We start from the raw sequence: 22,146 nt of genomic DNA on the forward strand, positions 1-22,146 counted from the left end.
TATCCCTCCTTTTTAGCAAAGATAATAATGATGGGAGGAATATAAATGAATATAGAACGTGCAAAAGAGCTTTCTGTATCAGCGGAACATGCCAATGTCAGTTTTCAAGGTATGCCTGTTATGATTCAACACGTCGACGAAAGCAGCGAAACCGCCCGCATATATGAAGTTAAAAACCCAGGACGCGAATTAACGGTTCCAGTTAATAGCTTAGAGGAAATATAAGAAATGCCACTTCAAATTTTTTGAAGTGGCATTTTTCTTTTTTCTATAAAGAAGCCTCGTGCTTCTTTTCTTTTTATTTCGTGCTAAAATTCAAACTATAAAATGATTTTAAAGGGGACATTTGAATGGAGAATACTTCACAAAAAAAGAAGCCTTATTATGCAGTTATATTCACTTCTAATTTATCGACTGATACAACAGATTATAGTACCATTGCCGAAAAAATGGAGGAACTCGCAAAGCAGCAGCCTGGATTTTTAGGTGTAGACAGTGCACGAGATCACTCGGGTCTCGGAATCACAATTTCTTATTGGGAATCACTTGAAGCAATTGACAATTGGAAACAGAATGCCTTACATAAAGAAGCGAAAAAAAGAGGCCGTGAGCAATGGTATGAAAACTTCCACCTGCGCATCTGCCTTGTTGAGAAAGAATTTAAGTTTCATAGAGGTACATTGTAACTATGAAGAAAAAATTAGCTCTCGTTGTTGTACATGAAATATACGGTGTGAACGATCATATGCATCAAGTTATTGACCACTTCACTTCATCTCATATCGATGTATTCTGTCCTAATCTTTTACAATCACAGCATGCATTTCATTATAATGATGAAGAAAAAGCATATCAGTTTTTTATGAATCATATTGGATTTGATGATGGAAAAAAGCAAATTGAAGAATTCATTACTCGTCTTTCTAGTAGTTACACACACATTGGACTTATTGGCTTTAGCGCTGGAGCTACCATCTCATGGCTATGTAGTAACAATCCGAAAATAGATTTTATTATCGGATGTTACGGTTCCCGTATACGTGACTATGTTCATGTTAAGCCTACATGCGCTACATTACTTCTTTTCCCTGAAAAAGAAGCTAGCTTTTCAGTATCCTCTTTAATGAAAACATTACAGAAACAAAATAACCCTTTAATAGAAATACAGCAACTACATGGTGAGCATGGATTTCTAAATCCGTACTCGGAAAAGTATAACGAGCACTCTACAAACAAAGCATACAATTTAATAGATTCGTTTCTTACGCAAACAATACGATAAAGGAGTTTTTTATGTCACTTACATTACTTTTTCTCATATTCATTATCATTCCTTTTATTGCAGCACTATCTCTTATCTTTATAGCAGTTAAAAAAGGGACATTTTTAAAACGTCCCTACTTACAATCTATTATCGTTTGCATTTTATTTTTTACAAATTGGATGTTATATTTAACAGCTTTTTATTCGTTACTCCCCGAGAAAGTTAGTGAGTTCATATTCTTACCTATTTGGTTTTTCCTTTGCATTTTAGGCTTTATCGTTTTCTGGCGCGAATGGAGAAATAATCGGGTGTTCTCGATATGTATCGGTTTTCTTTCTTTTATTAGTTTTCTATTTGGGTTATTGTTGTTAGTTCTTTCGGGGATGTAAAAGAAAAAGGAAGAAAAGCCCGCTATCAACTTTTCTTCCTTCTATGTTTATCCTTAGATTTCACTGTCACTGATTCACAAGGTGTGTAATAAATTTGAGGTGTCGCCTTATCAACAAACATCATAAACGTAATAAAGCCGAGAATAAAGAAAATCAACAACGTTAACAATATTGCTCCTATCGTTAAAAGTATCATAACACCACCCCTATATATTTCATGCTATTACACCTTTCGCTACTATATAAGCGTAATCCTGTTTAGAAAAAGAAACGTAACAAAATAATCACAATCACTCCGGTTAATACTGTCCCTAATAAACTACGAGTATATATTGCGACAAGAAATGTGGGGATTGCTGCGATAAGATAATCCCACTGCACTGTCTCATGCATAAATAGTACTTGCGCTAAAAGCGCTGCTAATATCGCAATCGGTATGTAATTTAACCACTTTAAGCCCCAGTCTGGAATTTGTAGTTTACTAAATACGAGAAGAGGTAATATACGTGGTACGAGTGTGACAGCTCCTGCCGCTAGTAAAAGTAATAATACGTCTAATCTCATTTCCATTTTTCAATCATCACTCCAATCGTCGCAGCTAAAAGGGTTGCGATAATAACCGCTATACTATCTGGCATAAATAAGTGCGAAACATATGCGATAATAATCGCTACAATTGCAACAGTAAGATGAATTGCTAGTTTTGGTTTACTACTTATTAATTGAAGAACGAATAAGCCGATAAACATCGCTGGTAATGCATAATCCATCCCGTATGTATGCGGATCTGGTATCCATTCTCCAAATAGTCCGCCGATAATTGTAGCAATAATCCAATTTAAATACGCTGTTACATTTAGCCCGATCATCCATCTTTCGCCTAAATACCCTTTTTGCGCTGCGTGCTGTACTGCAACCCCAAATGTTTCATCAGTAATTTGCGAACCAATTATTAAGTTTTTAAATAGAGGAATTTTCGTGAAGTAAGGTGCAAGTGCCGCACTCATTAAAAGATGGCGTAAATTAACAAAAAACACGGTAAAAATAATTGCCGAGGCAGGGGCACCAGCTGCATACATACCCGCTAATATAAACTGGGCAGAACCTGCATAAATTAACGTGGACATAAAAGCAATTTCTATAATCGAGAAACCAGCTGTTTTTGCAATCACACCAGCTGCTATACCGATGCTCAAATAACCAAATACAGTTGGTAAACAATCTTTTACACCTTGTTGAAATGTATCATCGCTCTGCAGCGTCATATGTGCTTGAGCTTTATTCACCATTTTCTCCCCCATTTCTTCCATACTACGTTTTCCTGTTACGACATGAACTAAATCATGTCAAAACGTATCTAATTTATCAGCCCCAAACACTTTCGTGATTTCTTCCCCCATCATATCGTGCCGAACATAATCTGTGGTAACGATCGAACTCCCCGTTAGTAGTTATAATTATACCTACTAATATAAATAAGAAAGAAACAGCGGTCAACTGATAATTCGGAATTTTAAAACTAATAAAGGAGACTCCCACAAACGGGAGTCTCCTTTATCTCAATATTTCATTCGCTTCTTTTTCATAAATTTTATCAAATGAAGTCATAACGCGCTGTGATGCTTGAATCATTTTTTGATCCGTCATTAAATCTGCCATCTCTTTCGTCATATCTACATTTGAATTTTCTAGCATATGGTTTTTTACTGCGCCTGTACCGTTCGGTAAATCAGCAATGTTTCCTTCTGCTAGTGTAAAACTTTTGTTCTCTATTTGTACGAGACGATTATTCGCTTCTGCGCCTACTGTTTTTGTTTGCAAGCGAGCAATATTATTTTGTGTTCCCTCATCATATAATGTACCATCTGCTTGTACAGCGATCTTCGCTCCTTCTGGAATACGAATACGTTCATTATTTACATCCATAACATAGGCACCAGATGATGTTTGCAGGTAACGATCACTATTTAATGTAAAACTACCATCTCTCGTTAAAAACGTTTCATCATTTTTAGATGTAACGAAAAATGATGATGTTCCGGCCGTACCGTCATCTAAAAAGAAATCTGTAGCACTATTTGTCATTTGTATATTTCCTTGTACTAAGTTCACATGCGTTGCGGCTGGTACTACAGCGTAATCGACCGAGCCGATATTTGTCACAGTCCCATCTCCGCGGCGATATGTGTCTTGTACATCAAATACTTTAGAAGTCATATTTTCTGCTTTAAACCCTGGTGTTTGAGCATTTGCAATGTTATTCGAATGAACATTAATACGCTGCATGTAATTCATCATACCCATAGAACCTATATAAAGACCGTTCATACTCGTTTGAATAAGGCAGACGCCTTATTCTTCACCTCTTTTCTACGATGTTTGTAACATTTGTTTTGCTAAATGTTCAGCTGTAGCGATATGAATATGTTGCTTCACATCTTGGCCGTCTGTCATTAATACAATGGGAGCCGATGATACTGCTGGAATTTTTAACAATTCACCGCTACTTGCTGTTTCATCAAATTTCGTAAACACGATACCATCTATATGAATATCTTTAAAGTTCGTAATGATTTCAATCATATCTTTACTCTTCATAGAAGCTGATAACGTTAAACAAATATAATCTGGTTCTACTTGTCCCATCGTTTCAATCATTTCTTCCACTGTATCTGACGTACGATAATTTTTCCCGGCTGTATCTATTAAAATATAATCGACGCGTGCTTCTTCTTTAAAATACGTAAGTGCTCTTGTCATTGCAGCTTCATCACGCACAGCGATTACTTCTGATCCAATTGTCTTTACGTAATCTTGCAGTTGCTGTACTGTCCCAATGCGCGAATGGTCTGTCGTAATAAAACCAACCGTTTTTTTCTTACCGTGAAACTGCCACGCCATTTTCGCAAGTGTCGTCGTTTTCCCAACACCAGTTGGGCCGATTAATGCAATTGTTTGTACTTCTTTTTCAAACACGTTTTCAGTATTGAAATGCGATCTCATATCTTCTAATATGTACCCGATAACCTCTTCTTCAGTAATCATCGTTGCTTTTTCAAACTTCACTTTTAATTTTTCAGCATATGCATGAATGAAATATTGTTCTACATCGTTTCGTTCTAGCATCCGAATTACTTTTTGAATAATAAACGGTACAGATTCTTGATTTTCTTTCTTTGCAACTACTTCTTCTTTCTTTACCGGAACGACTTGTTTCACAACTTTTTTCTTTTTCGTTACTTTCGTTTCTTCCGTCGGTTTCACAACGACGATTCCTTTTTCAAACAACTTTAATAGTTTCTCTTTTTTCCTTGCCCATTCTTCACTATTTCCTGTTTGCATCGCCGCGTATGACATAGAAGTCGTTACGTTTTCTAAATTGTGCAAGACTGACTGAATTCCATTCGCTTTCACAATTTGTTCTGAAGGATCATTAACAACATCCATTAATTGTTCATGAAATTGAGCTGTTCCCTCATTCACTTCTTCCTGTTTATCCTCAGGAAAAGCAACTAACATTTCATAATCCTTTTTCCAAAAAAACGGGATATTTCTTTTTACACTTTCATCAACAACGTAATAATAATCTGTACCATATTGGTCAAATAACTTTCGATACAATTCATTTTTCGAAGCTGCTTTTATTCGCATTAACGCTTCTTTTTTTTCTGTACTTTCCATTACTTCACCCCCTACTATTCAATATAGGCAATTTGATCTACAACAATTTCTGGTGCTAATTCGCTAATACAAAGCACTTGTGCTTCTATTTGATAACGCTCAAGAAGTCTTACAATCGCAAATCTGAAGTCTTTTCTACGCGTTAATAATACTGGCTCTCTTCCCATTAAACGGGCTTGTTTAAATACGCGCTGCACTTGCTCTACTACTCGCGTTTCTAAATCTAAATCCCAGTTTAATAAATAACCTTGGTATGAATTATTAACAACATCCGCATCTAACTCTATTGAATCAGCGAAGAGCGCCGCATATATTTTCCCGTCAGGGTTTTTCGCATGTTCACAAATAACTTTTGAAATACATTCACGAACGAATGACGTTACACCATCCACATGGTTTTGATAAATTTCTTTTCCGTCAATGATACCTTCAATAATTGTTGGTAAGTCACGGATGGAAATTCCTTCTTTTAGAAGTTGCTTAATAACATTTTGAACGAGTGATAAATCGATTTCTTTCTTCTTAATCTCTTCTAATAAAACGCCATTATCAGTTTCAAGTGAGTTAATTAAGTCTTTCACGTGCTGACGCTGAATTAACTCATGAAGATTACGTCTAACAATAACATCTAAATGCGTAATTAATATGCTAAGTGGCTCTAGCACTTGATAGCCCTTCATTTGTGCATCTTGTACCATATGCTCTAAAATCCAATATCCGTCTTCACCGAAAATTGGATCTTTCGCTGGCTCTGCATCTAAATCAGCCATTACGTTCGGGGTTTTTAATGCTAATAAATAACCTGATTTTAAAACACCTTCAGCCGCCTTCGCACCTTTAATACGAATAATGTAACGTCCGCGTGGTCTAAAACTCGTATTATCTTTAAAGTTAATTCCAGGAACGTTAATACCTAGGTCGGTAATAATCGATTTCCTCATTAGAACAACTTTATCACGAGCTGTTTCCCCGTTAATTTTTTGTTTTACAAGAGCCGCTAGATCTAATCCAAGCTCTACAATAATTGGATATTTATCTGTAAAGACTCCAAATGAGTCTTCTACTTGCTGCAGTTGCTCATCTTCGCCTTGAATCATTTCTATTTCTTTTTGAAGCTCGTCTTCTTTTTCTTTCTTTATTCGGTTTTTATTACGAATTCCTAAGAAGATAATTGTTCCACCAACGAGTGCGAATGGTAGAAATGGTAGCGGAGTAAAAATACCCATTGCTATAAATAAACCACCAAGCGCATATACAACAACTTCATGTGCTAATAACTCTTTAAAGATACCTTCTGTTACTGTATCCTGTGATCCGTCAAATACACGTGTTACGATAATACCTGTTGAAATCGCAAGCATTAACGAACCGATTTGGTTTACAATTCCGTCACCGACAGTTAACTGTGTATAATGAAGAGCTGCTTCACCAAAGCTCATTCCTTGCTGCATCATTCCGACAATTAAACCGAAAATAATGTTTACGAATAAAATGACAATCCCGAAAATAACGTCCCCTTTAATGAACTTCCCGGCACCATCCATCGCCCCGTAGAACTCTGTTTCCATATTTAATTTTTTACGTTTTTCCTGTGCATCTTTTTCTGTAATAATACGCTGGTTTAAATCCGCATCGATAGACATTTGTTTCCCTGGTAAGGAGTCAAGTGTAAAACGAGCTGCAACTTCAGCTGTACGAGATGCACCGTTTGCAACGATAAACTGGAAAATGATTAATACTATAAAAATAACGATACCAATTAATAAGTTCCCGCCAATTACGAACTGGCCGAACTCTTCAATAACATGACCCGCATTTCCATCTGTCAAAATCGCTCGCGTCGTCGAAACGTTAATCGATACACGGAAAATCCCGATTAATAACAACATCGTCGGAAATGACTTTAATTCATCCCACTCGTTAATACTTGTCGCTCGCATATAAATAAGTACTGACATACTTAGTAGAAAAACGATAATGATATCAAGTATAAATGGTGGAAGTGGAATTAAGAGCGCCACAACGAATGACGCTGCTAAAAAGATAGAAAAATAGGTTCTTGCAGAATCCATCTTAAACAAAGAGATCCCCTCCAAACGCGCTATTATACTTCAAGTTCGTTCGTTTGAATTAAATAGCGCATAACTTCAATTACAGCTACGTATAAATCTTCTGGAATCGTCTCATCTTCCTCGACTTGATAATATAAAGAACGAGCGAGCGGACGGTTTTCCACCATTGGTATTTCTTGTTCACGGGCAAGCGTTCGTATATATAATGCGAGCTCATCTTCCCCTTTTGCAACGACAATTGGCGCCGCATCAACTTGTTTATTGTAGCGAAGTACGACCGAAATATGAGTCGGATTGTTTACAATAAACGTTGCACCATCCATCTTCTTCGCAATTGTCCCTTGCAAAATGGCATGCATAAAGTTTTTTCGTTTCCCTTTTACTTGCGGGTCCCCTTCATTATCTTTATGCTCCCTTTTTACTTCTTCTTTTTTCATCTTAATATCTTGCTCGTACTCCCATTTTTGATAAATGAAATCAATAATAGAAAGAACGATTAAAATAATTAAAATAGCCAAAAAGATAAATTTAATTTGCCTAATAATTTCAGTAAGTGACGCAGTCCAATTAAATCCAATCATACTCACGATTTTCTCTAAATTCTTTTTAAAGAGAACGTATGAAACGTAACCGATTAATCCCATATAAAACAGTGATTTCAAAATATCTACTAAACTTTTACGACTAAACAGTCTCGTAAAATAGTTTTTCGGATTAATACGTGACGCTTTCGGCTTAATGACTTTAGAAGAAAATAAGAAGCCGACTTGAATCATATAATTGAATAAATGAAAAGCGTATACGAGTATTAATATAGGAGCAGATACTTTTAGTAGTAAAATCCCCATTAAATACAAATACTCCGTCACATCTGTATTTTTTCCAATTTGATCAAACAGCACCGCTACGGAATTCGCAATCTCAAACCCTAGCCAATCTCCGAAAAAGTAAACGACAACTGCTAATACGAGAATGGAAAATAAATTATTTAAATCTTTACTCCGGGCAATATTCCCTTCTTCACGCGATTTCTTACGCTTCTGCGGGGTGGCCTTTTCTGTTTTATTATCCTTTGCCATGCGCGTCCCCCTACTTCGTTAAGAAAAAGTTAAATAGTTTCGTATATTCCTCAAGCAATACATCTGTCATATTTTTAAACACATAACCGAGCATCGGTACACTCATCGCAATAAACAAAAGACCACATGTAATTTTAATTACGTACGCATTCATAAAAACGTTTAATTGCGGAGCATTTTTTGCGATTAAAATAAGGACGAAGTTAATGATGAATAAACTTCCCATAAGCGGAAGAGCAATTTCAACCGCTGATGTAATCGCAAATAATAACGTTGCGAGTAGACTATCTAAAAAACTAGTCGTCAGCAATTTTGAAATCGCCTCTGTATATTGAAACGACTTTAAAATCGTGGCAACGAAATAATTAATGCCGCCCAGTGAAATAAAAATAACGAGAAAAAATATATCAAAAATTGTTGATAGTAAAGTAGACTGCGATCCTGCATTCACATCAAACAAACTTGCTTGTGATAAACCGATATCAAAGTCTAAAATATGCCCGGCCATTTTCGGAATGTTCCACAGCATTTCTATAATTTTTGAAAGTGATAATCCAATTACAATTTGCGTTCCTGCATAAGCAGCTACGTCCCAAACTGTCTTTATGTGAGAGACATCCACTTGATCTGCCACTGTAATGGAAAGACCAAGTCCAAATGTAACCTTTGCCATCGCTGGAATCGATCGCCCTGAGAAAAACGGTAAAAAATATAAAAATGAAGTAATGCGGCAAAACGCAAAAAACGTCGCCGCCCATAATTCCATATTCATTTCAGTTCACCTATCTTAGTACGAACGCAATAGCGATGGAATTTTATCAAATAAATCTAAAATAAGCGTTGTTAACTCTTGAAACATCCACGGACCTAAAATGATAATAACGAGCACAATGCTCGCCATTTTCGGTAAAAACGTCAGCGTTTGCTCTTGAATTTGCATCATCGCCATAATGACAGCGATAATAATAACGACTATCATACTAACGCCGGCAACCGGCATTAAAATCATAACCCCTTTATAAAAAAAGGTTTGAAAAATATCTATAATTGGTGACGTATTCATTTATATGACTCCTATCACATAGCATCAAACGCTTCAGGCGACCGTTTTAAACATAATGTCGACGATTTTTGTATATCCACCTAAATATACGAAAACGAGTATTTTAAACGGTAAACTTAAAATCATCGGCGGTACCATCATCATCCCGAGGTACATTAAAAGTGTACTAATAATTAAATCTATAAATACGAACGCTAAATAAATGAACATCCCTGTTAATAACCCTTTTTGAATTTGCGTTAACGTAAAGGATGGTACGAGCGTAAATAGTGAAAGATCTTTCAAATCTTTCGGCAACTCTTCTCCGCGTACTTTCAGCATCATTTTTAAATCATGCTTATACGTATGCTTCGACATATAATCTTTCATAATAGGCGCTGTCGTTTCCGCAGCTTGACTTACTGTTATTTTTTCTTTCGTCATCGGGTCCCACACATCACTCTTTAACTGTCCAAGCACTGGTTGCATCGTAAAGAGTGATAAAAATAAAGCAAGTCCGACAAGCACTTGGTTGGGTGGTAAATTCATAACCCCAAGCCCTTGACGAGTAATCCCAAGAACGATCATAAAATAAGTAAAATGCGTAAATAAAAGAACGATAGAAGAAGATAATGATAGAAGGGTAACGAGCGCAAATAATTGTACACTTGAATTACTCGTAAACTCTTTTCCATTTTCGAAATTAATAAAACCGTTCGGGGCTGCATACGCTGGATTTACAAAAATAATTGAAAAAACGATAGAAAATACGAAAATAACGGCTAATAATGATAACTGTTTCTTTATTCTCATGATGGATCCTCTACTTTTTTCGTTTCACTCTTCACCGCGTCTTCTAGCGCTTGTTGAAACTGATTTCCTGTTCCTGTTAACTGCACAGACTGCACACCGTTATTACTAATAACAGTAAACACTTGCTTCCCGTCCACTTCAAACAAAAAGGCACTCGTTTGGTGGTTTAAAAAAACGCCGTCTTTCACTTGAATATGGCCATTTTCACCTTGTTTAAAAAATTGCTGTTTGCGCGTCTTTTTCGTCATATAATATGCACCGTAGCCGAGCGCACCAAACAGTAAAACGACTTGAAATAAAGTCGTCATATACGACATATGACTCCTCCTCTACTCTTTATCTTGCATTTGACTTTGCGCCTTCATAAGCGCAGCGTGCTTCTTGTCAGCTTCAATTTCAGAAATGATAATACCGAACTTTTCGTCCATTACGATTGCTTCACCAATGCCGACTTTCATATTACTTAAATACACATCTACTTTATGCCCTAAGTTTTTCTCTACTTCAAGAACATCGCCAACTTTTAATTGCTTCACATCACCAAGCGTAATTGATGACTTCCCAAGCTTCACACCAAGTTCAATCGAAATATCTGAAACGGTATCAATATGTGCTTTACCTGCTTCATTTCGTTTCCCTGTAAATTCTTCTAATCCCATTAATGACACAGGAGATACTTCATGCTTCATATGGATCCTCCTACTCTACAAAACTTTTAAATAAGAGCGCCTTACGCGTTCCATCTTTCCCGATAAAACAATTAAATTTATGTTTTCCATCTACATAACCAAGTAATTGATCCGAAACTTTCGTATGAAGCGGAATAATATCGCCTTCTTCAATTTGCTCAATCTCACCCATTGTCATCTTCTGCTCACCAATCGCAACGTGGACAGGTTTATACACTTGATTTACTTTCACTTCCACTTCAGACGTATATTTCTTACGTTTATCCGAAGAATGTTCGACAATATTTTCAGACGTTAACTTGTCCATAATTTCTTCAACAGATAAGAACGGAATACCGATACGAACTGTCGTATTCCAAAAATCTGTTTTCATATTTACGTTCAGTAATGAAATAATATCGCTCGCTGTCGTAATCTTTAATGCATTTGGATCTGTCTCTGTTGTTACAAATTTCGGTTTAATTGCCGCAACGCTTTCGAATGATTGCTCTAAATTTTTGCATAGAAGCGTAAAAATATTATCAAGCGTTAAAAATTCAAACGCCGTTAGTGGTCTACGCATCGTAAAGTTGCGCTTACTATCTCCACCAAGCCAACACTCATGAATATAAATAACGAATGCTAAATCAATCTCAATAACAATTTCTCCAAGCTCTGGCAAGCCGAGATCAATAACACAATATAAATAATAATCTTTTGGCATTTTCTCCACATACTCACTCGTAAATGGAACTTGCTCCACAGTAGAAGGCTCTAGCTCAATTGGAATACGCATACGCGCTGACAACGTCTGTGACGTCTGTTTACCAAAAGTAGAAGCAATCGCTTGCAAACTACGTAAATGCTCAACACCGAACTTCTCCGGTCTATTAAAATCATACTCTTGAAATTTATCTTGCTTCCCTGCTTCTTGTGCGAAAGCTGGCATTTCCTCGCCTTCATTTACCGCCTTCAGCAGGGCATCAATTTGCTCTTGGCTTAATTTATCGCCACTCATGAAAATCCCCTTCCCTACCTTTTCAATTCAACAATTTCAACGTACATTTTTCCATTCTTCGTCAAAATCTTTCCGGTTCCAATCTCTTCATTCTCAAGCATAAGACGCACCGTATTTTTCGTTGAATTTTCAAGACGATACAATGTACCTTTCGTAATATGAAGCAGATCTTCAATTTTCTTTTTCGTATTTCCGATTTCAAAATAAATTGTTAACGGAATATCATCTTGTAATTTCAAATCCAGCCAACTCCCATATCATGTTCACAAAAATTTCATGTTCTCTCTATATATGAAATTTCTTATTTTGAAACGTCGATATTTAATATTTTTTTAATATATCCTTGCGTTTCTTTAAATGGAGGCACGCCTCCGTACTTTCTCACATTACCAGGACCAGCATTATAAGATGCAAGCGCAAGTACAAGATCGCCGTTATTTTTCTTTAAATAACCACTTAACTCTTTCACGCCGCCTTCAATACTTTCAGCTGGTGAAAATGGATTTTTTATACCCATCTCTTTCACATTCGCTGGCATAAGCTGCATAAGCCCCATCGCTCCTGCATGTGACACCGTATTCGGATTAAAATTAGACTCTACTTCAATCATTTTTTGAATTAACGTTTTCGGAATTCCGTATGTACGACTTACACGATCAATAATATCCTCATACTTCCCTTCATTTGAAGAACGTATTTTCTGAATATTATATTTATTAGTTAATCCCCACGTATCAGTAGACTCATTTTTCGTTTCTGGGAAACGTCGTTCGAACTCTTTTTGTGCAACTTGTACTTCATCTACTTGCTTCGTTTCAGGCTTACTTACTTCCTCTACATTATTAATAGGTTCTTCCGGTTTATTCACAACCGTTTCTATTTTCGTAGATTGTACCGGCTGACTCATATCCTCTACTTTTGCCGGCTGCGTAGTAGCCTTCGTCTCCTTCGCAGGTTCACTCTGCAATTGATTTTGAAAACGACTACTAACAAATGCCTGTGGACTACTTAACTTTTGCTGAATTTGTCCTTTTTTATATGCAAGCACTTCTTTTACTATATTTCCAACTACCATAATATCACCTTTTCGGTAAACAAAGATAATCTAATATTAGAGTTTTTTTTTAAAGTTTGCAATAATCCTTTGCAATTATATTGTAATAAAAAAATGACTAAATTGTTAAACTGCTATTTTTCCATATTCATTAATTACAATTATTCGTTGACACGATATATACCAAGGATTACAATTAATTCGAAATTGATTTTTTTGCATATTTACGTTTATTAATTAACAGAAAAATCAATATAAAAAAATGGGGGTTCTTATCATGAGAATTAATACAAACATTAATAGCATGCGTACACAAGAATACATGCGACAAAACCAAGACAAAATGAACACTGCAATGAACCGTTTATCTAGCGGTAAATCTATTAACAGTGCGGCTGACGATGCGGCTGGTTTAGCTATCGCTACTCGTATGCGTGCAAAAGAAGGCGGATTAAACGTTGGGGCGCGTAACACGCAAGACGCTATGTCTGCTTTACGTACTGGCGACGCTGCATTAGGTTCAGTTTCAAACATCTTACTTCGTATGCGTGACCTTGCAACACAAGCTGCTAATGGTACTAACAACGATAACGATATCAAATCTATGGACAAAGAGTATCAAGCATTAGCAGACGAAATTGATCATATTGCTGATCAAACAAATTTCAACGGTAACAAATTTTTAGGTGGTGCTGCTGGTAAGGATATCACGATTCAACTTTCTGATGCTTCAAGTGATACAATGAAAATCGCAGCTATCGATACAAAGGCTATCACAACTGGTACTTTAAAAGTGGGAGGAACTGATGCTTTAGATAAAGCAACTGCATCAGGTGAAATCACAGCTCTTGACACTGCTATCCAAAAAATTGCTGACGAAAGAGCAACTTTTGGTTCTCAATTAAACCGTTTAGATCATAACTTAAACAACGTAACAAGCCAAGCTACTAACATGGCGGCGGCCGCTTCTCAAATCGAAGACGCTGATATGGCAAAAGAAATGTCTGAAATGACGAAGTTCAAAATCTTGAACGAAGCTGGTATTAGCATGCTTTCTCAAGCGAACCAAACTCCTCAAATGGTTTCTAAGTTATTACAATAATCCATTTGAACATACCAAGTGAAAATCTATTCTCTGTAATATATATTTCTTATAAATAATTTAAAACTAATGGGGGTTCTTAACATGAGAATTAATACAAACATTAACAGCATGCGTACGCAAGAATACATGCGACAAAACCAAGACAAAATGAACACTGCAATGAACCGTTTATCTAGCGGTAAATCTATTAACAGTGCGGCTGACGATGCTGCTGGTTTAGCTATCGCTACTCGTATGCGTGCAAAAGAAGGCGGATTAAACGTTGGAGCTCGTAACACGCAAGACGCTATGTCTGCTTTACGTACTGGTGATGCGGCTTTAGGCTCTGTTTCTAATATCTTACTTCGTATGCGTGACCTTGCAACACAAGCTGCTAGCGGTACTAACAACGATAAAGATATCAAATCTATGGACAAAGAGTATCAAGCATTAGCAGCAGAAATTGATCATATTGCTGATCAAACAAATTTCAACGGTAACACATTTTTAAATAAAGGTGCTAAAGGTACGGATATCACGATTCAACTTTCTGATGCTTCAAGTGATACAATGACAATCGCTGCTATCGAAACAAAGAAATTAACAACTGGTACTTTAGCAGTAGGAACAGGTAAGGCTTTAGATGCTTCAACTGCAGCAAGTGAAATCACAAAACTTGACACTGCTATTCAAGAAATTGCTGATGCAAGAGCAACTTTCGGGTCTCAATTAAACCGTTTAGACCATAACTTAAACAACGTAACGAGCCAAGCTACTAATATGGCAGCGGCCGCTTCTCAAATCGAAGACGCTGATATGGCAAAAGAAATGTCTGAAATGACGAAGTTCAAAATCTTGAACGAAGCTGGCATTAGCATGCTTTCTCAAGCGAACCAAACTCCTCAAATGGTTTCTAAATTATTACAATAATTCATTTGATGGTTTTATTACTCTCTGTAATACAGAGAGTAATTATATATATAACTAAAAACTATTGGGGGTTCTTAACATGAGAATTAATACAAACATTAATAGCATGCGTACACAAGAATACATGCGACAAAACCAAGACAAAATGAATACAGCTATGAACCGTTTATCTAGCGGTAAATCTATTAACAGTGCGGCTGACGATGCAGCTGGTTTAGCTATCGCTACTCGTATGCGTGCGAAAGAAGGCGGATTAAACGTTGGGGCACGTAACACACAAGACGCTATGTCTGCTTTACGTACTGGTGACGCTGCATTAGGTTCAGTTTCAAACATCTTACTTCGTATGCGTGATCTTGCAACACAAGCATCAAGCGGTACTAACAACGATAAAGATATCAAATCTATGAACAAAGAGTATCAAGCATTAGCAGCAGAAATTGATCATATTGCTAATAAAACAAATTTCAATGGTAACGCATTTTTAAATAAAGGTACTAATCCTGGTGAGGGTACAGATATCACGATTCAACTTTCTGATGCTTCAAGTGATACAATGACAATCTCTGCTATCGAAACAAAGAAACTAACAACTGCTACTTTAGCAGTAGGAACTGATCCAGATGATGCAGCTAAGAATTTAAATGCTACAACTGCACCAACTGAAATCACAGCTCTTGACACTGCTATTCAAAATATTGCTGACGCAAGAGCAACTTTCGGTTCTCAATTAAACCGTTTAGACCATAACTTAAACAACGTAACAAGCCAAGCTACTAACATGGCAGCGGCCGCTTCTCAAATCGAAGACGCTGACATGGCGAAAGAAATGTCTGAAATGACTAAGTTCAAAATCTTGAACGAAGCTGGTATCAGCATGCTTTCTCAAGCTAACCAAACTCCACAAATGGTTTCTAAATTATTACAATAATCCATTTGAGTTAGCTTTATGAACAAACCTCTCTGCTTGCGGAGAGGTTTGTTTTTTCTATATAAATGAATTATTTGTAAAACCTTTCTTTTTTTAGGTAGAAGAGAGCATCCGCGATGTGTAGAAGCGGTCAGTGCCTGTTTCAATCTCCTCCTATGTTAAAACACAAACAGGAAATGAGCATAAGCCCTTTTTTCTTTTCATAGCCGTTTATTAGTTTTAGAACACCTACTCTATATCAATCTATAAGGAGTATCTATTATGCGTATTGGTACAAATGTTTTAAGTATGAATGCTAGGCAGTCGTTGTATGAGAATGAGAAGCGTATGAATGTTGCGATGGAGCACTTGGCGACTGGTAAGAGGTTAAATGATGCTTCTGATAATCCGGCAAATGTGGCCATTGTGACTCTTTTGTATGTAAGAGCGATTCGGATGCGTGTTGTGTCTTAAGTTAATCAAATTCCACAAATGTTTTCTAAGCTATTGCAATCCTACTTACCATTGTGTTCTTCAAAAGATTTCCACACAAAACAAAAGGGAAATACATATAAACTATGTATCTCCCTTTTATTTTGTACCCAATACTTTATGGCGTTACCGTCATAACTTGTCCTCTGCGGTCAACCATTATTTTCATTTTTCCGTCTTGTGCGTTAAATAGTCCTAGTTTATATAATTCTATTTTACAGTCTTGTACGAAGGTTGGTAATTTACGAATTTGATCGATATCAGAACTTATAATAAAATGATTTAAATGCTGTGTCATATCTTTAATATCTCGCACAAGTTCTTCTTTTTCTCGTTTTAACCTTTCATTTTCTAATTGTAGCGCCTGCAGCTCACTTTCTAGGCTACGTGTATTCTTTGCTTCTCTAGAACGCCCTGCAGCCATGCTAGAAAGCTTATATATACCTTCCATAAACTGATGTAGTTCATCTTCTTTTCTTTCACTACATTGACTAATCGTTTCAAAGTTATCAACGATACCCGATATAACTGTTACGAGGCTTTTTTCAGTCTCTTTATACCCGACTTCTTCTTTTACTTCCTGCTTGTTTTCTTTTTTCGTTTCAACAATTGTTTCTTTTACTGGTGTATATTTGCGCTTTCGACCTGGTTTTTGTTTTTCAATATTTTCAAAAGGAATCTCGCATTTTTTTAATTTATAATATGTGTTTTGTAATTGACTTTCCGTTTTTCGGAAAAGATTTAGTTCATTTTTACTAACGTATTTTGAAATATTGATAATGTTTAAACCGTAGCGTTGACAAAATTGATATACTTCATACAATAACTCTAATTCCGACTTCAGCCATGTAATCGCTGATTTTTCGTACGCTCGCATCCCGCCATTTTTTTCTACATCTATTTGAAATAATACCATTCTATTATATAAATCAACTAATTCTTCATACTTTACTCGGAATTGTTTTTCTATTTTTTTCAATTCCGCTTCTAGTTGTATATCGTTCATTTTATTATTTGACATGTTTTGTAAAAGACTTAATACATTGATTGCTGTGTGGTGATACATAATCTGTGTCACTCCCCCTCATCCTTTCACAATTCTCATCTGACTCCCATGTCTTTTCAGAAAATAGCAATTTTTACATATCCATATTATAACATTTCCAAATTGTCTGTCAAATAATAAACATACAAAAATGTATAGAAAGTATAGAAATAGAAAAAAGTATTTTTAAATTAATATGTATAATTGCATATTAATTACTTTTAATTATATTATACGGTATCCCGAATGTACTTTCACCGAAAAAATTTGCGTTATCACGAAATATGACTAACACAATCCACAGATACATTCTCTTATATTTTCAAATAAAAAGCCTACTACTTATTAATTAAACCTACCGAAAATCCCCAAATAGAGAATATTCATACATACCGTCACACTCACTCCAGAAACGTTTATTCTGCCTGTACAGAGTATAGAGTAGAGAATACTAAAAAGGGAACTAACCAGTACTACACATGGCTAGTTCCCTTCTCTCCACTAAAAGACTAGAGTTGTAAACCGGGTCTTCAAACCCTCAATCGAAGACTCTCTTCTCCTACTTACCTAAAACTACTCCATATCTCTGGTCTTACATCGCATGGGGCTCTATTAAGCACTGACCGCTACCACACATGGCTAGAGCCTCTATTCCTGATAAATAGAAAAGAATTTTTCACCGGCGCTTCTAAAACTCTCTCAATGACTCACTTCTTCTACTCACCTAAAACTACTCCATATCTCTGGTCTTACATCGCATGGGGCTCTATTAAGCACTGACCGCTACCACACATGGCTAGCTCCTCTTTTCCACCTAAAAAAAGCGCTTTTCAAAACGATTTTTTTTACAACACTAACTTATCAACTAAACCAATTAACTCTTGAATATCAGGCTTACTTACTTGAGCATTTGCTCCTACAGCTTCACCTTTATGGAATAATTCATTTGTAATTAATGAAGAGAAAATAATAACCGGTAAACGATTCATTATTTCACCCTCCTTAATCACTTTCGTTAAATGGTGTCCATCCATTTTTGGCATTTCAATATCCGTAATAAGCAAGTGAATATGCTCAAACATTTTTTCCCCTTGCTCTTTCGCTAATTTTTCAATTTGCGCTAACGCTTCTGCACCGTTGCTGAAGAAGTTCATTTTCGTATATCCAGCTGATGACAATGTTTCTTCTAATATTTGACGAAGCATCGCTGAATCTTCTGCAATATAAATAACTTTTTCAGCTCGATCTGTTTTTTGTTCTAATCCTGCAAGTGATTTATTGTCATAACCAGTACCGCTAATTTCACATACGATTTTTTCATAATCTAATAGTAAAATGATTTTCCCATCTAGTTTTACAATACCAGATGTCGTTTCTTCTAGTCCCATAGATAATGAAGCTGGTTCATCAATTTGTTCCCACGAGATACGCTGAATACGATGTACTTCATCAACACGGAAAATAACTTTCATTTGGTTTAATTCTGAGATAATAAATTTCGTTTGATCAAGTGGTTTTATCGATTTTAAATTAAGAGCTGTCGCTAAGTTAATAACTGGCAAAATTTCACCACGTACTTGAACAACACCTTCAACTGCATGATGTGATTCTGGTACAGTTGTAACAGGGAATGGGTTAATGATTTCACGTACTTTCATTACATTGATACTAAATAGGTTTTCACCAACAGTATATGTAACAATCTCTAATTCATTTGTTCCGCTTTCTAATAAAATACTTTGTGCTTGTGACATAAAGGTGTCGCTCCCCTTCCAATAATTCCGTATATTTAATTATTAAGCTTTATCAAAACGAAAAAGTCAACTATCTATATAAAAAATATAGATAGTCGAACGATTCATTTATTTATTTAAAAAGACGCTTAATCTTGTATAAACGAAGCAAGTGCCTCTAATAACACTTCTTGCGCTCCTACAATTTCTGTCGGCATAGCTTCCCATTTTTTCGAAAGCTCCGTTTCTACTCTCATTCTTAACTCTTGGTTCATTTCTTCTAGCACATATTCTTTCGTTGCTATATCAACATCCAGTAGAGCAAGTGCATATAGTTCCGGATCGTTTATTTTTTCAAATAATCGTTTTAATACTACCGGTGCCATATGTTTTAATTTTTCAATATGAATTTCCTTATCTGAAAATAGCAACTCATATTGAATAAACGTAACATTTTCTTTAATCACTTTAAAATAGCAATTGTTTTTTTTATCATTCACAAAATATCCATTCGGATCTGCAATAATACTCTCTACTTTACGAATTAAATTTGGCAAACTACTCGCCGTCATTACAGTCCGCTGCTCTACCTCACTCGGCGAAATGAATGTAACGCGATACTTATTCTGCGCCACCCTCCTCACCTCTCCTTTTATAGAAATTCATTCTAATTGTATACTACAACTATTTTAAATTAACTTAAACCTATTTCATATCACTGCTTCTAGACTTGGATAAATCCTATCGTCAAAGAGCGAAGAAGCACCAACCAACAATTAGCTTTCAACCTCTTCAACTACCGATATCTCTGGTCTTACAACATGCAAGCCACTTATAGACACTAACCGCTACCACACTTCGCTTAAATCTTCTTAAACTCCCCTAGTAACTCTCCATACCTCTGTCCTTACACAACAGTCGAGCACCCACATAGGCGCTAACCACTACCACACTTCGCCAGGTCCTTTCTCTAAAACTTAATTCAATAGAACCACAGACATTACTCATACTACACTTACAACTTCTTAAACTCCCCTAGTAACTCTCCATATCTCTGTCCCTACACAACAGTCGAGCACCCACATAGGCACCCAACCGCTCCAAAACATCGCTAGACCCTCTCTCAAAACCTAAAAAAGGGCTTTTAAGGGCTTTTAAGATCTTTTAAGTAACTCGATGTTATTGAACCAAAACGCAATCTGCTGATCCGTTATTCCTGATAACGTAATAAAAAACTCACGGCACTTCATCTCATCCTTAAACAGTTGATACTTCCAAACACCATCACTACCGCTACTTATGAAATAAAACTCATGAATACGGCCGATGATTGCTTGTTTTTCACCAAATGAATACGGAGGCACTTGCTTAATTTCAAATTGATCTGGTAAATATACATGCTCTTCTCGTTCCATTTTTAATACTTGCTCGGCAAGTTCACGTTTGTTTTCGAAAAAAGGCAATTGTAAAATTCGCTCTTGTCTTGTCATACGAATAAAAAACCCTTTCTACTACATTACAATTTTTCTTTATTATATATTATCGAATTAAGTTTACAACTTCATTTAATACGTCGTCTGAAACTTTAATTACTTTCGCATTTCCTTGGAATCCGCGTTGGTATAGCATTAAGTCAACGAATTCTACAGATAAATCTACGTTTGAACTTTCTCTCGCTCCACCACGTACGTTACCCGCACCATTCTCACCTGCAACCCCCACTCCTGGGATACCTGCTGATGGTGTTGCGATATAATTACCGTTTCCTGATTTCATTAATCCGCCTGAGTTTGGGAATGTAGATACTGCTAATTGTCCTACAACTTTCATACTACCGTCTGAATATCTCATCATAATGAAACCACCGTCAGAAATAGAATAATCATTTGCGATAGCTGCTGGACGTCCATTTACTTCTGTCGCTGCAATTGTTTTTCCAGTTGGGTAGTTCGTTAAACCGCTTAAATTTAAGTCCAACTCACCAGCTCCAAAAGGAACTTTCACAGTTCCACCATTTATAATTTCGTCTGTTTTAGGATCTCTTTGTACATCCTCATCCAGTTTTTCTAACTTACCTACTTTATCGAATTTAAGCTCTTTTGTTAATGGTTTCCCATCGTCCCCATTAATAGGCGAAAACTCTTTTTCATTTTCAGAATTATTTCTTAAAGATAAAGTATATGTATATTCCCCATCAATCGGTGTTTCTACCGTTTTATCTCCTACAGTCTCTGTTTTTGTTTTTTGTTTAATATCCATACGTAATGTTAATGAATTTCCTTCATCGTCATATACTGTAAAATCTTTTGATGCTGTTAATTGGTTACGAGATAAGTTCCCACTAATTGACGCTTTGTCAGTTTGAATTCCGCCAACAGCTGTTCCAACTGGAACTCTAATTGGATTTGGTTGTGATGAAAAATCTATATCTTGTGTTCCAGGTTTTACACCATATCCCAATACATATTGACCACCAGTAGTCGTTACAAAGTTGTCCATTGACACTCCGAATGTACCTTTTCTTGTATATTCTACATTTCCACCATTTCTATCACCGACCATAAAGAACCCGGTTCCTTCAATTGCTGTTTCCATTTTCTCGCCTGTTAATGAAATTGAACCGTCACTATAATCTGTAGCTGTCCCACTAAATTTCACACCATTACCAATACTTTTCGGGTTTGTTCCTGCATAAGAACCGTCACCACGAGAACCCACAGTATTATTGTATAGCAAATCATCAAAAATAGCCTTTTGCTTCTTATACCCTGTTGTTTGTGCATTGGCAATATTATTTGAAGTAACGCTTAATGCATTTTGCGTCGCATTCATTCCTGTAATACTTGTATATAACGCTTTAATCATAACTTAT

27 protein-coding genes and 2 pseudogenes are annotated in these 22,146 nt (G+C 36.2%); 8 read left to right on the top strand and 21 right to left on the bottom strand.

Going from position 1 to position 22,146, the window contains the following annotated elements:
• The first annotated feature begins 45 nt into the window (after window positions 1–45).
• The 4 genes from COC96_RS04200 to COC96_RS04215 all read left to right on the top strand — a co-directional run bounded on the left by COC96_RS04200 (window position 46) and on the right by COC96_RS04215 (window position 1,653).
• Entirely contained in the window at window positions 46–225 is a 180-nt protein-coding gene (locus COC96_RS04200; protein ID WP_001019753.1) for an H-type small acid-soluble spore protein, read from the top strand.
• A 125-nt stretch (window positions 226–350) separates the two neighbouring features.
• Window positions 351–686, top strand: a complete 336-nt coding sequence (locus COC96_RS04205) for an antibiotic biosynthesis monooxygenase family protein (protein WP_088231149.1) — start codon at window positions 351–353, stop codon at window positions 684–686.
• A 2-nt stretch (window positions 687–688) separates the two neighbouring features.
• On the top strand, window positions 689–1,282 hold the full coding sequence (locus COC96_RS04210) for a dienelactone hydrolase family protein (protein ID WP_098768369.1): 594 nt from the start codon (window positions 689–691) through the stop codon (window positions 1,280–1,282).
• A gap of 11 nt (window positions 1,283–1,293) precedes the next feature.
• Window positions 1,294–1,653 (top strand): hypothetical protein, encoded by a 360-nt coding sequence (locus tag COC96_RS04215; protein ID WP_098768370.1) that lies wholly within the window; start codon window positions 1,294–1,296, stop codon window positions 1,651–1,653.
• A gap of 25 nt (window positions 1,654–1,678) precedes the next feature.
• Here the strand turns inward: COC96_RS04215 and COC96_RS04220 are convergent, their stop codons facing one another.
• From COC96_RS04220 to COC96_RS04295, 16 genes and pseudogenes are all read right to left on the bottom strand, one after another.
• On the bottom strand, window positions 1,679–1,849 hold the full coding sequence (locus COC96_RS04220) for a DUF3951 domain-containing protein (protein ID WP_098768371.1): 171 nt from the start codon (window positions 1,847–1,849) through the stop codon (window positions 1,679–1,681).
• A 62-nt stretch (window positions 1,850–1,911) separates the two neighbouring features.
• Entirely contained in the window at window positions 1,912–2,223 is a 312-nt protein-coding gene (locus tag COC96_RS04225) for an AzlD domain-containing protein (RefSeq protein ID WP_000425945.1), read from the bottom strand.
• Window positions 2,214–2,942 carry an AzlC family ABC transporter permease gene (locus tag COC96_RS04230; RefSeq protein ID WP_141436209.1) on the bottom strand — a complete coding sequence of 243 codons (729 nt, stop codon included), beginning with the start codon at window positions 2,940–2,942 and terminating at the stop codon, window positions 2,214–2,216. Before COC96_RS04230 ends, COC96_RS04225 begins: the two co-directional genes overlap by 10 nt.
• Window positions 2,943–3,002: 60 nt before the next feature.
• Window positions 3,003–3,086: pseudogene (locus COC96_RS04235) on the bottom strand (TrmB family transcriptional regulator); the annotation flags it as partial.
• 121 nt (window positions 3,087–3,207) lie between these two features.
• Complete coding sequence (locus COC96_RS04240; protein ID WP_098768372.1) at window positions 3,208–3,981, bottom strand: flagellar basal-body rod protein FlgG; 774 nt, start codon at window positions 3,979–3,981, stop codon at window positions 3,208–3,210.
• Window positions 3,982–4,023: 42 nt separating this feature from the next.
• Complete coding sequence (flhF, locus tag COC96_RS04245; RefSeq protein ID WP_098267354.1) at window positions 4,024–5,334, bottom strand: flagellar biosynthesis protein FlhF; 1,311 nt, start codon at window positions 5,332–5,334, stop codon at window positions 4,024–4,026.
• A gap of 14 nt (window positions 5,335–5,348) precedes the next feature.
• Entirely contained in the window at window positions 5,349–7,415 is a 2,067-nt protein-coding gene (flhA, locus tag COC96_RS04250; RefSeq protein ID WP_098267353.1) for a flagellar biosynthesis protein FlhA, read from the bottom strand.
• 23 nt (window positions 7,416–7,438) lie between these two features.
• A complete protein-coding gene (flhB, locus tag COC96_RS04255; protein WP_098267352.1) occupies window positions 7,439–8,485 on the bottom strand; it encodes a flagellar type III secretion system protein FlhB in 1,047 nt (348 codons plus the stop codon).
• A 10-nt stretch (window positions 8,486–8,495) separates the two neighbouring features.
• Window positions 8,496–9,257 (bottom strand): flagellar biosynthetic protein FliR, encoded by a 762-nt coding sequence (locus tag COC96_RS04260; protein ID WP_098267351.1) that lies wholly within the window; start codon window positions 9,255–9,257, stop codon window positions 8,496–8,498.
• A 15-nt stretch (window positions 9,258–9,272) separates the two neighbouring features.
• Window positions 9,273–9,548, bottom strand: coding sequence for a flagellar biosynthetic protein FliQ (locus COC96_RS04265; RefSeq protein WP_001098085.1), 276 nt, complete (start codon window positions 9,546–9,548; stop codon window positions 9,273–9,275).
• A 33-nt stretch (window positions 9,549–9,581) separates the two neighbouring features.
• On the bottom strand, window positions 9,582–10,340 hold the full coding sequence (locus tag COC96_RS04270) for a flagellar type III secretion system pore protein FliP (RefSeq protein ID WP_098267350.1): 759 nt from the start codon (window positions 10,338–10,340) through the stop codon (window positions 9,582–9,584).
• Window positions 10,337–10,657 (bottom strand): hypothetical protein, encoded by a 321-nt coding sequence (locus COC96_RS04275; RefSeq protein ID WP_000121171.1) that lies wholly within the window; start codon window positions 10,655–10,657, stop codon window positions 10,337–10,339. Before COC96_RS04275 ends, COC96_RS04270 begins: the two co-directional genes overlap by 4 nt.
• A 12-nt stretch (window positions 10,658–10,669) precedes the next feature.
• On the bottom strand, window positions 10,670–11,029 hold the full coding sequence (gene fliN / locus COC96_RS04280) for a flagellar motor switch protein FliN (RefSeq protein ID WP_098267349.1): 360 nt from the start codon (window positions 11,027–11,029) through the stop codon (window positions 10,670–10,672).
• A 10-nt stretch (window positions 11,030–11,039) separates the two neighbouring features.
• Complete coding sequence (gene fliM / locus COC96_RS04285; RefSeq protein WP_098267348.1) at window positions 11,040–12,026, bottom strand: flagellar motor switch protein FliM; 987 nt, start codon at window positions 12,024–12,026, stop codon at window positions 11,040–11,042.
• Between the two features lie 14 nt (window positions 12,027–12,040).
• Entirely contained in the window at window positions 12,041–12,265 is a 225-nt protein-coding gene (locus COC96_RS04290) for a flagellar motor switch protein FliN (RefSeq protein WP_000775712.1), read from the bottom strand.
• Between the two features lie 62 nt (window positions 12,266–12,327).
• The gene (locus COC96_RS04295) at window positions 12,328–13,101 is read right to left on the bottom strand and encodes a lytic transglycosylase domain-containing protein (RefSeq protein ID WP_098768373.1); all 774 of its coding nucleotides are present in this window, start codon (window positions 13,099–13,101) and stop codon (window positions 12,328–12,330) included.
• Between the two features lie 256 nt (window positions 13,102–13,357).
• Here COC96_RS04295 and COC96_RS04300 point away from each other — a divergent pair, with 256 nt between their 5' ends.
• The 4 genes and pseudogenes from COC96_RS04300 to COC96_RS04315 all read left to right on the top strand — a co-directional run.
• Window positions 13,358–14,182 carry a flagellin N-terminal helical domain-containing protein gene (locus COC96_RS04300; RefSeq protein ID WP_098267346.1) on the top strand — a complete coding sequence of 275 codons (825 nt, stop codon included), beginning with the start codon at window positions 13,358–13,360 and terminating at the stop codon, window positions 14,180–14,182.
• An 84-nt stretch (window positions 14,183–14,266) separates the two neighbouring features.
• Entirely contained in the window at window positions 14,267–15,094 is an 828-nt protein-coding gene (locus COC96_RS04305) for a flagellin N-terminal helical domain-containing protein (RefSeq protein ID WP_098267345.1), read from the top strand.
• A gap of 79 nt (window positions 15,095–15,173) precedes the next feature.
• The gene (locus tag COC96_RS04310) at window positions 15,174–16,025 is read left to right on the top strand and encodes a flagellin N-terminal helical domain-containing protein (RefSeq protein ID WP_098267344.1); all 852 of its coding nucleotides are present in this window, start codon (window positions 15,174–15,176) and stop codon (window positions 16,023–16,025) included.
• 261 nt (window positions 16,026–16,286) lie between these two features.
• Window positions 16,287–16,469, top strand: a pseudogene (locus COC96_RS04315) (flagellin); the annotation flags it as partial.
• Window positions 16,470–16,614: 145 nt separating this feature from the next.
• Here the strand turns inward: COC96_RS04315 and COC96_RS04320 are convergent.
• From COC96_RS04320 to flgE, 5 genes are all read right to left on the bottom strand, one after another.
• Complete coding sequence (locus tag COC96_RS04320) at window positions 16,615–17,562, bottom strand: DNA-binding domain-containing protein (protein ID WP_141536056.1); 948 nt, start codon at window positions 17,560–17,562, stop codon at window positions 16,615–16,617.
• 824 nt (window positions 17,563–18,386) lie between these two features.
• On the bottom strand, window positions 18,387–19,295 hold the full coding sequence (locus COC96_RS04330; RefSeq protein WP_098267341.1) for a chemotaxis protein: 909 nt from the start codon (window positions 19,293–19,295) through the stop codon (window positions 18,387–18,389).
• A 128-nt stretch (window positions 19,296–19,423) separates the two neighbouring features.
• Window positions 19,424–19,909: a LysR family transcriptional regulator gene (locus COC96_RS04335; RefSeq protein ID WP_098267340.1), complete on the bottom strand. Its 486-nt coding sequence runs from the start codon at window positions 19,907–19,909 to the stop codon at window positions 19,424–19,426.
• 519 nt (window positions 19,910–20,428) lie between these two features.
• Window positions 20,429–20,764, bottom strand: coding sequence for a DUF3964 family protein (locus COC96_RS04340; RefSeq protein WP_098267339.1), 336 nt, complete (start codon window positions 20,762–20,764; stop codon window positions 20,429–20,431).
• A gap of 49 nt (window positions 20,765–20,813) precedes the next feature.
• Window positions 20,814–22,139: a flagellar hook protein FlgE gene (gene flgE, locus COC96_RS04345; protein WP_098267338.1), complete on the bottom strand. Its 1,326-nt coding sequence runs from the start codon at window positions 22,137–22,139 to the stop codon at window positions 20,814–20,816.
• Between the last annotated feature and the right edge of the window lie 7 nt (window positions 22,140–22,146).

The sequence above is a fragment of the Bacillus cereus genome (assembly GCF_002577405.1).
In the GTDB taxonomy this organism is placed as follows: Bacteria; Bacillota; Bacilli; order Bacillales; family Bacillaceae_G; genus Bacillus_A; species Bacillus_A cereus_AU.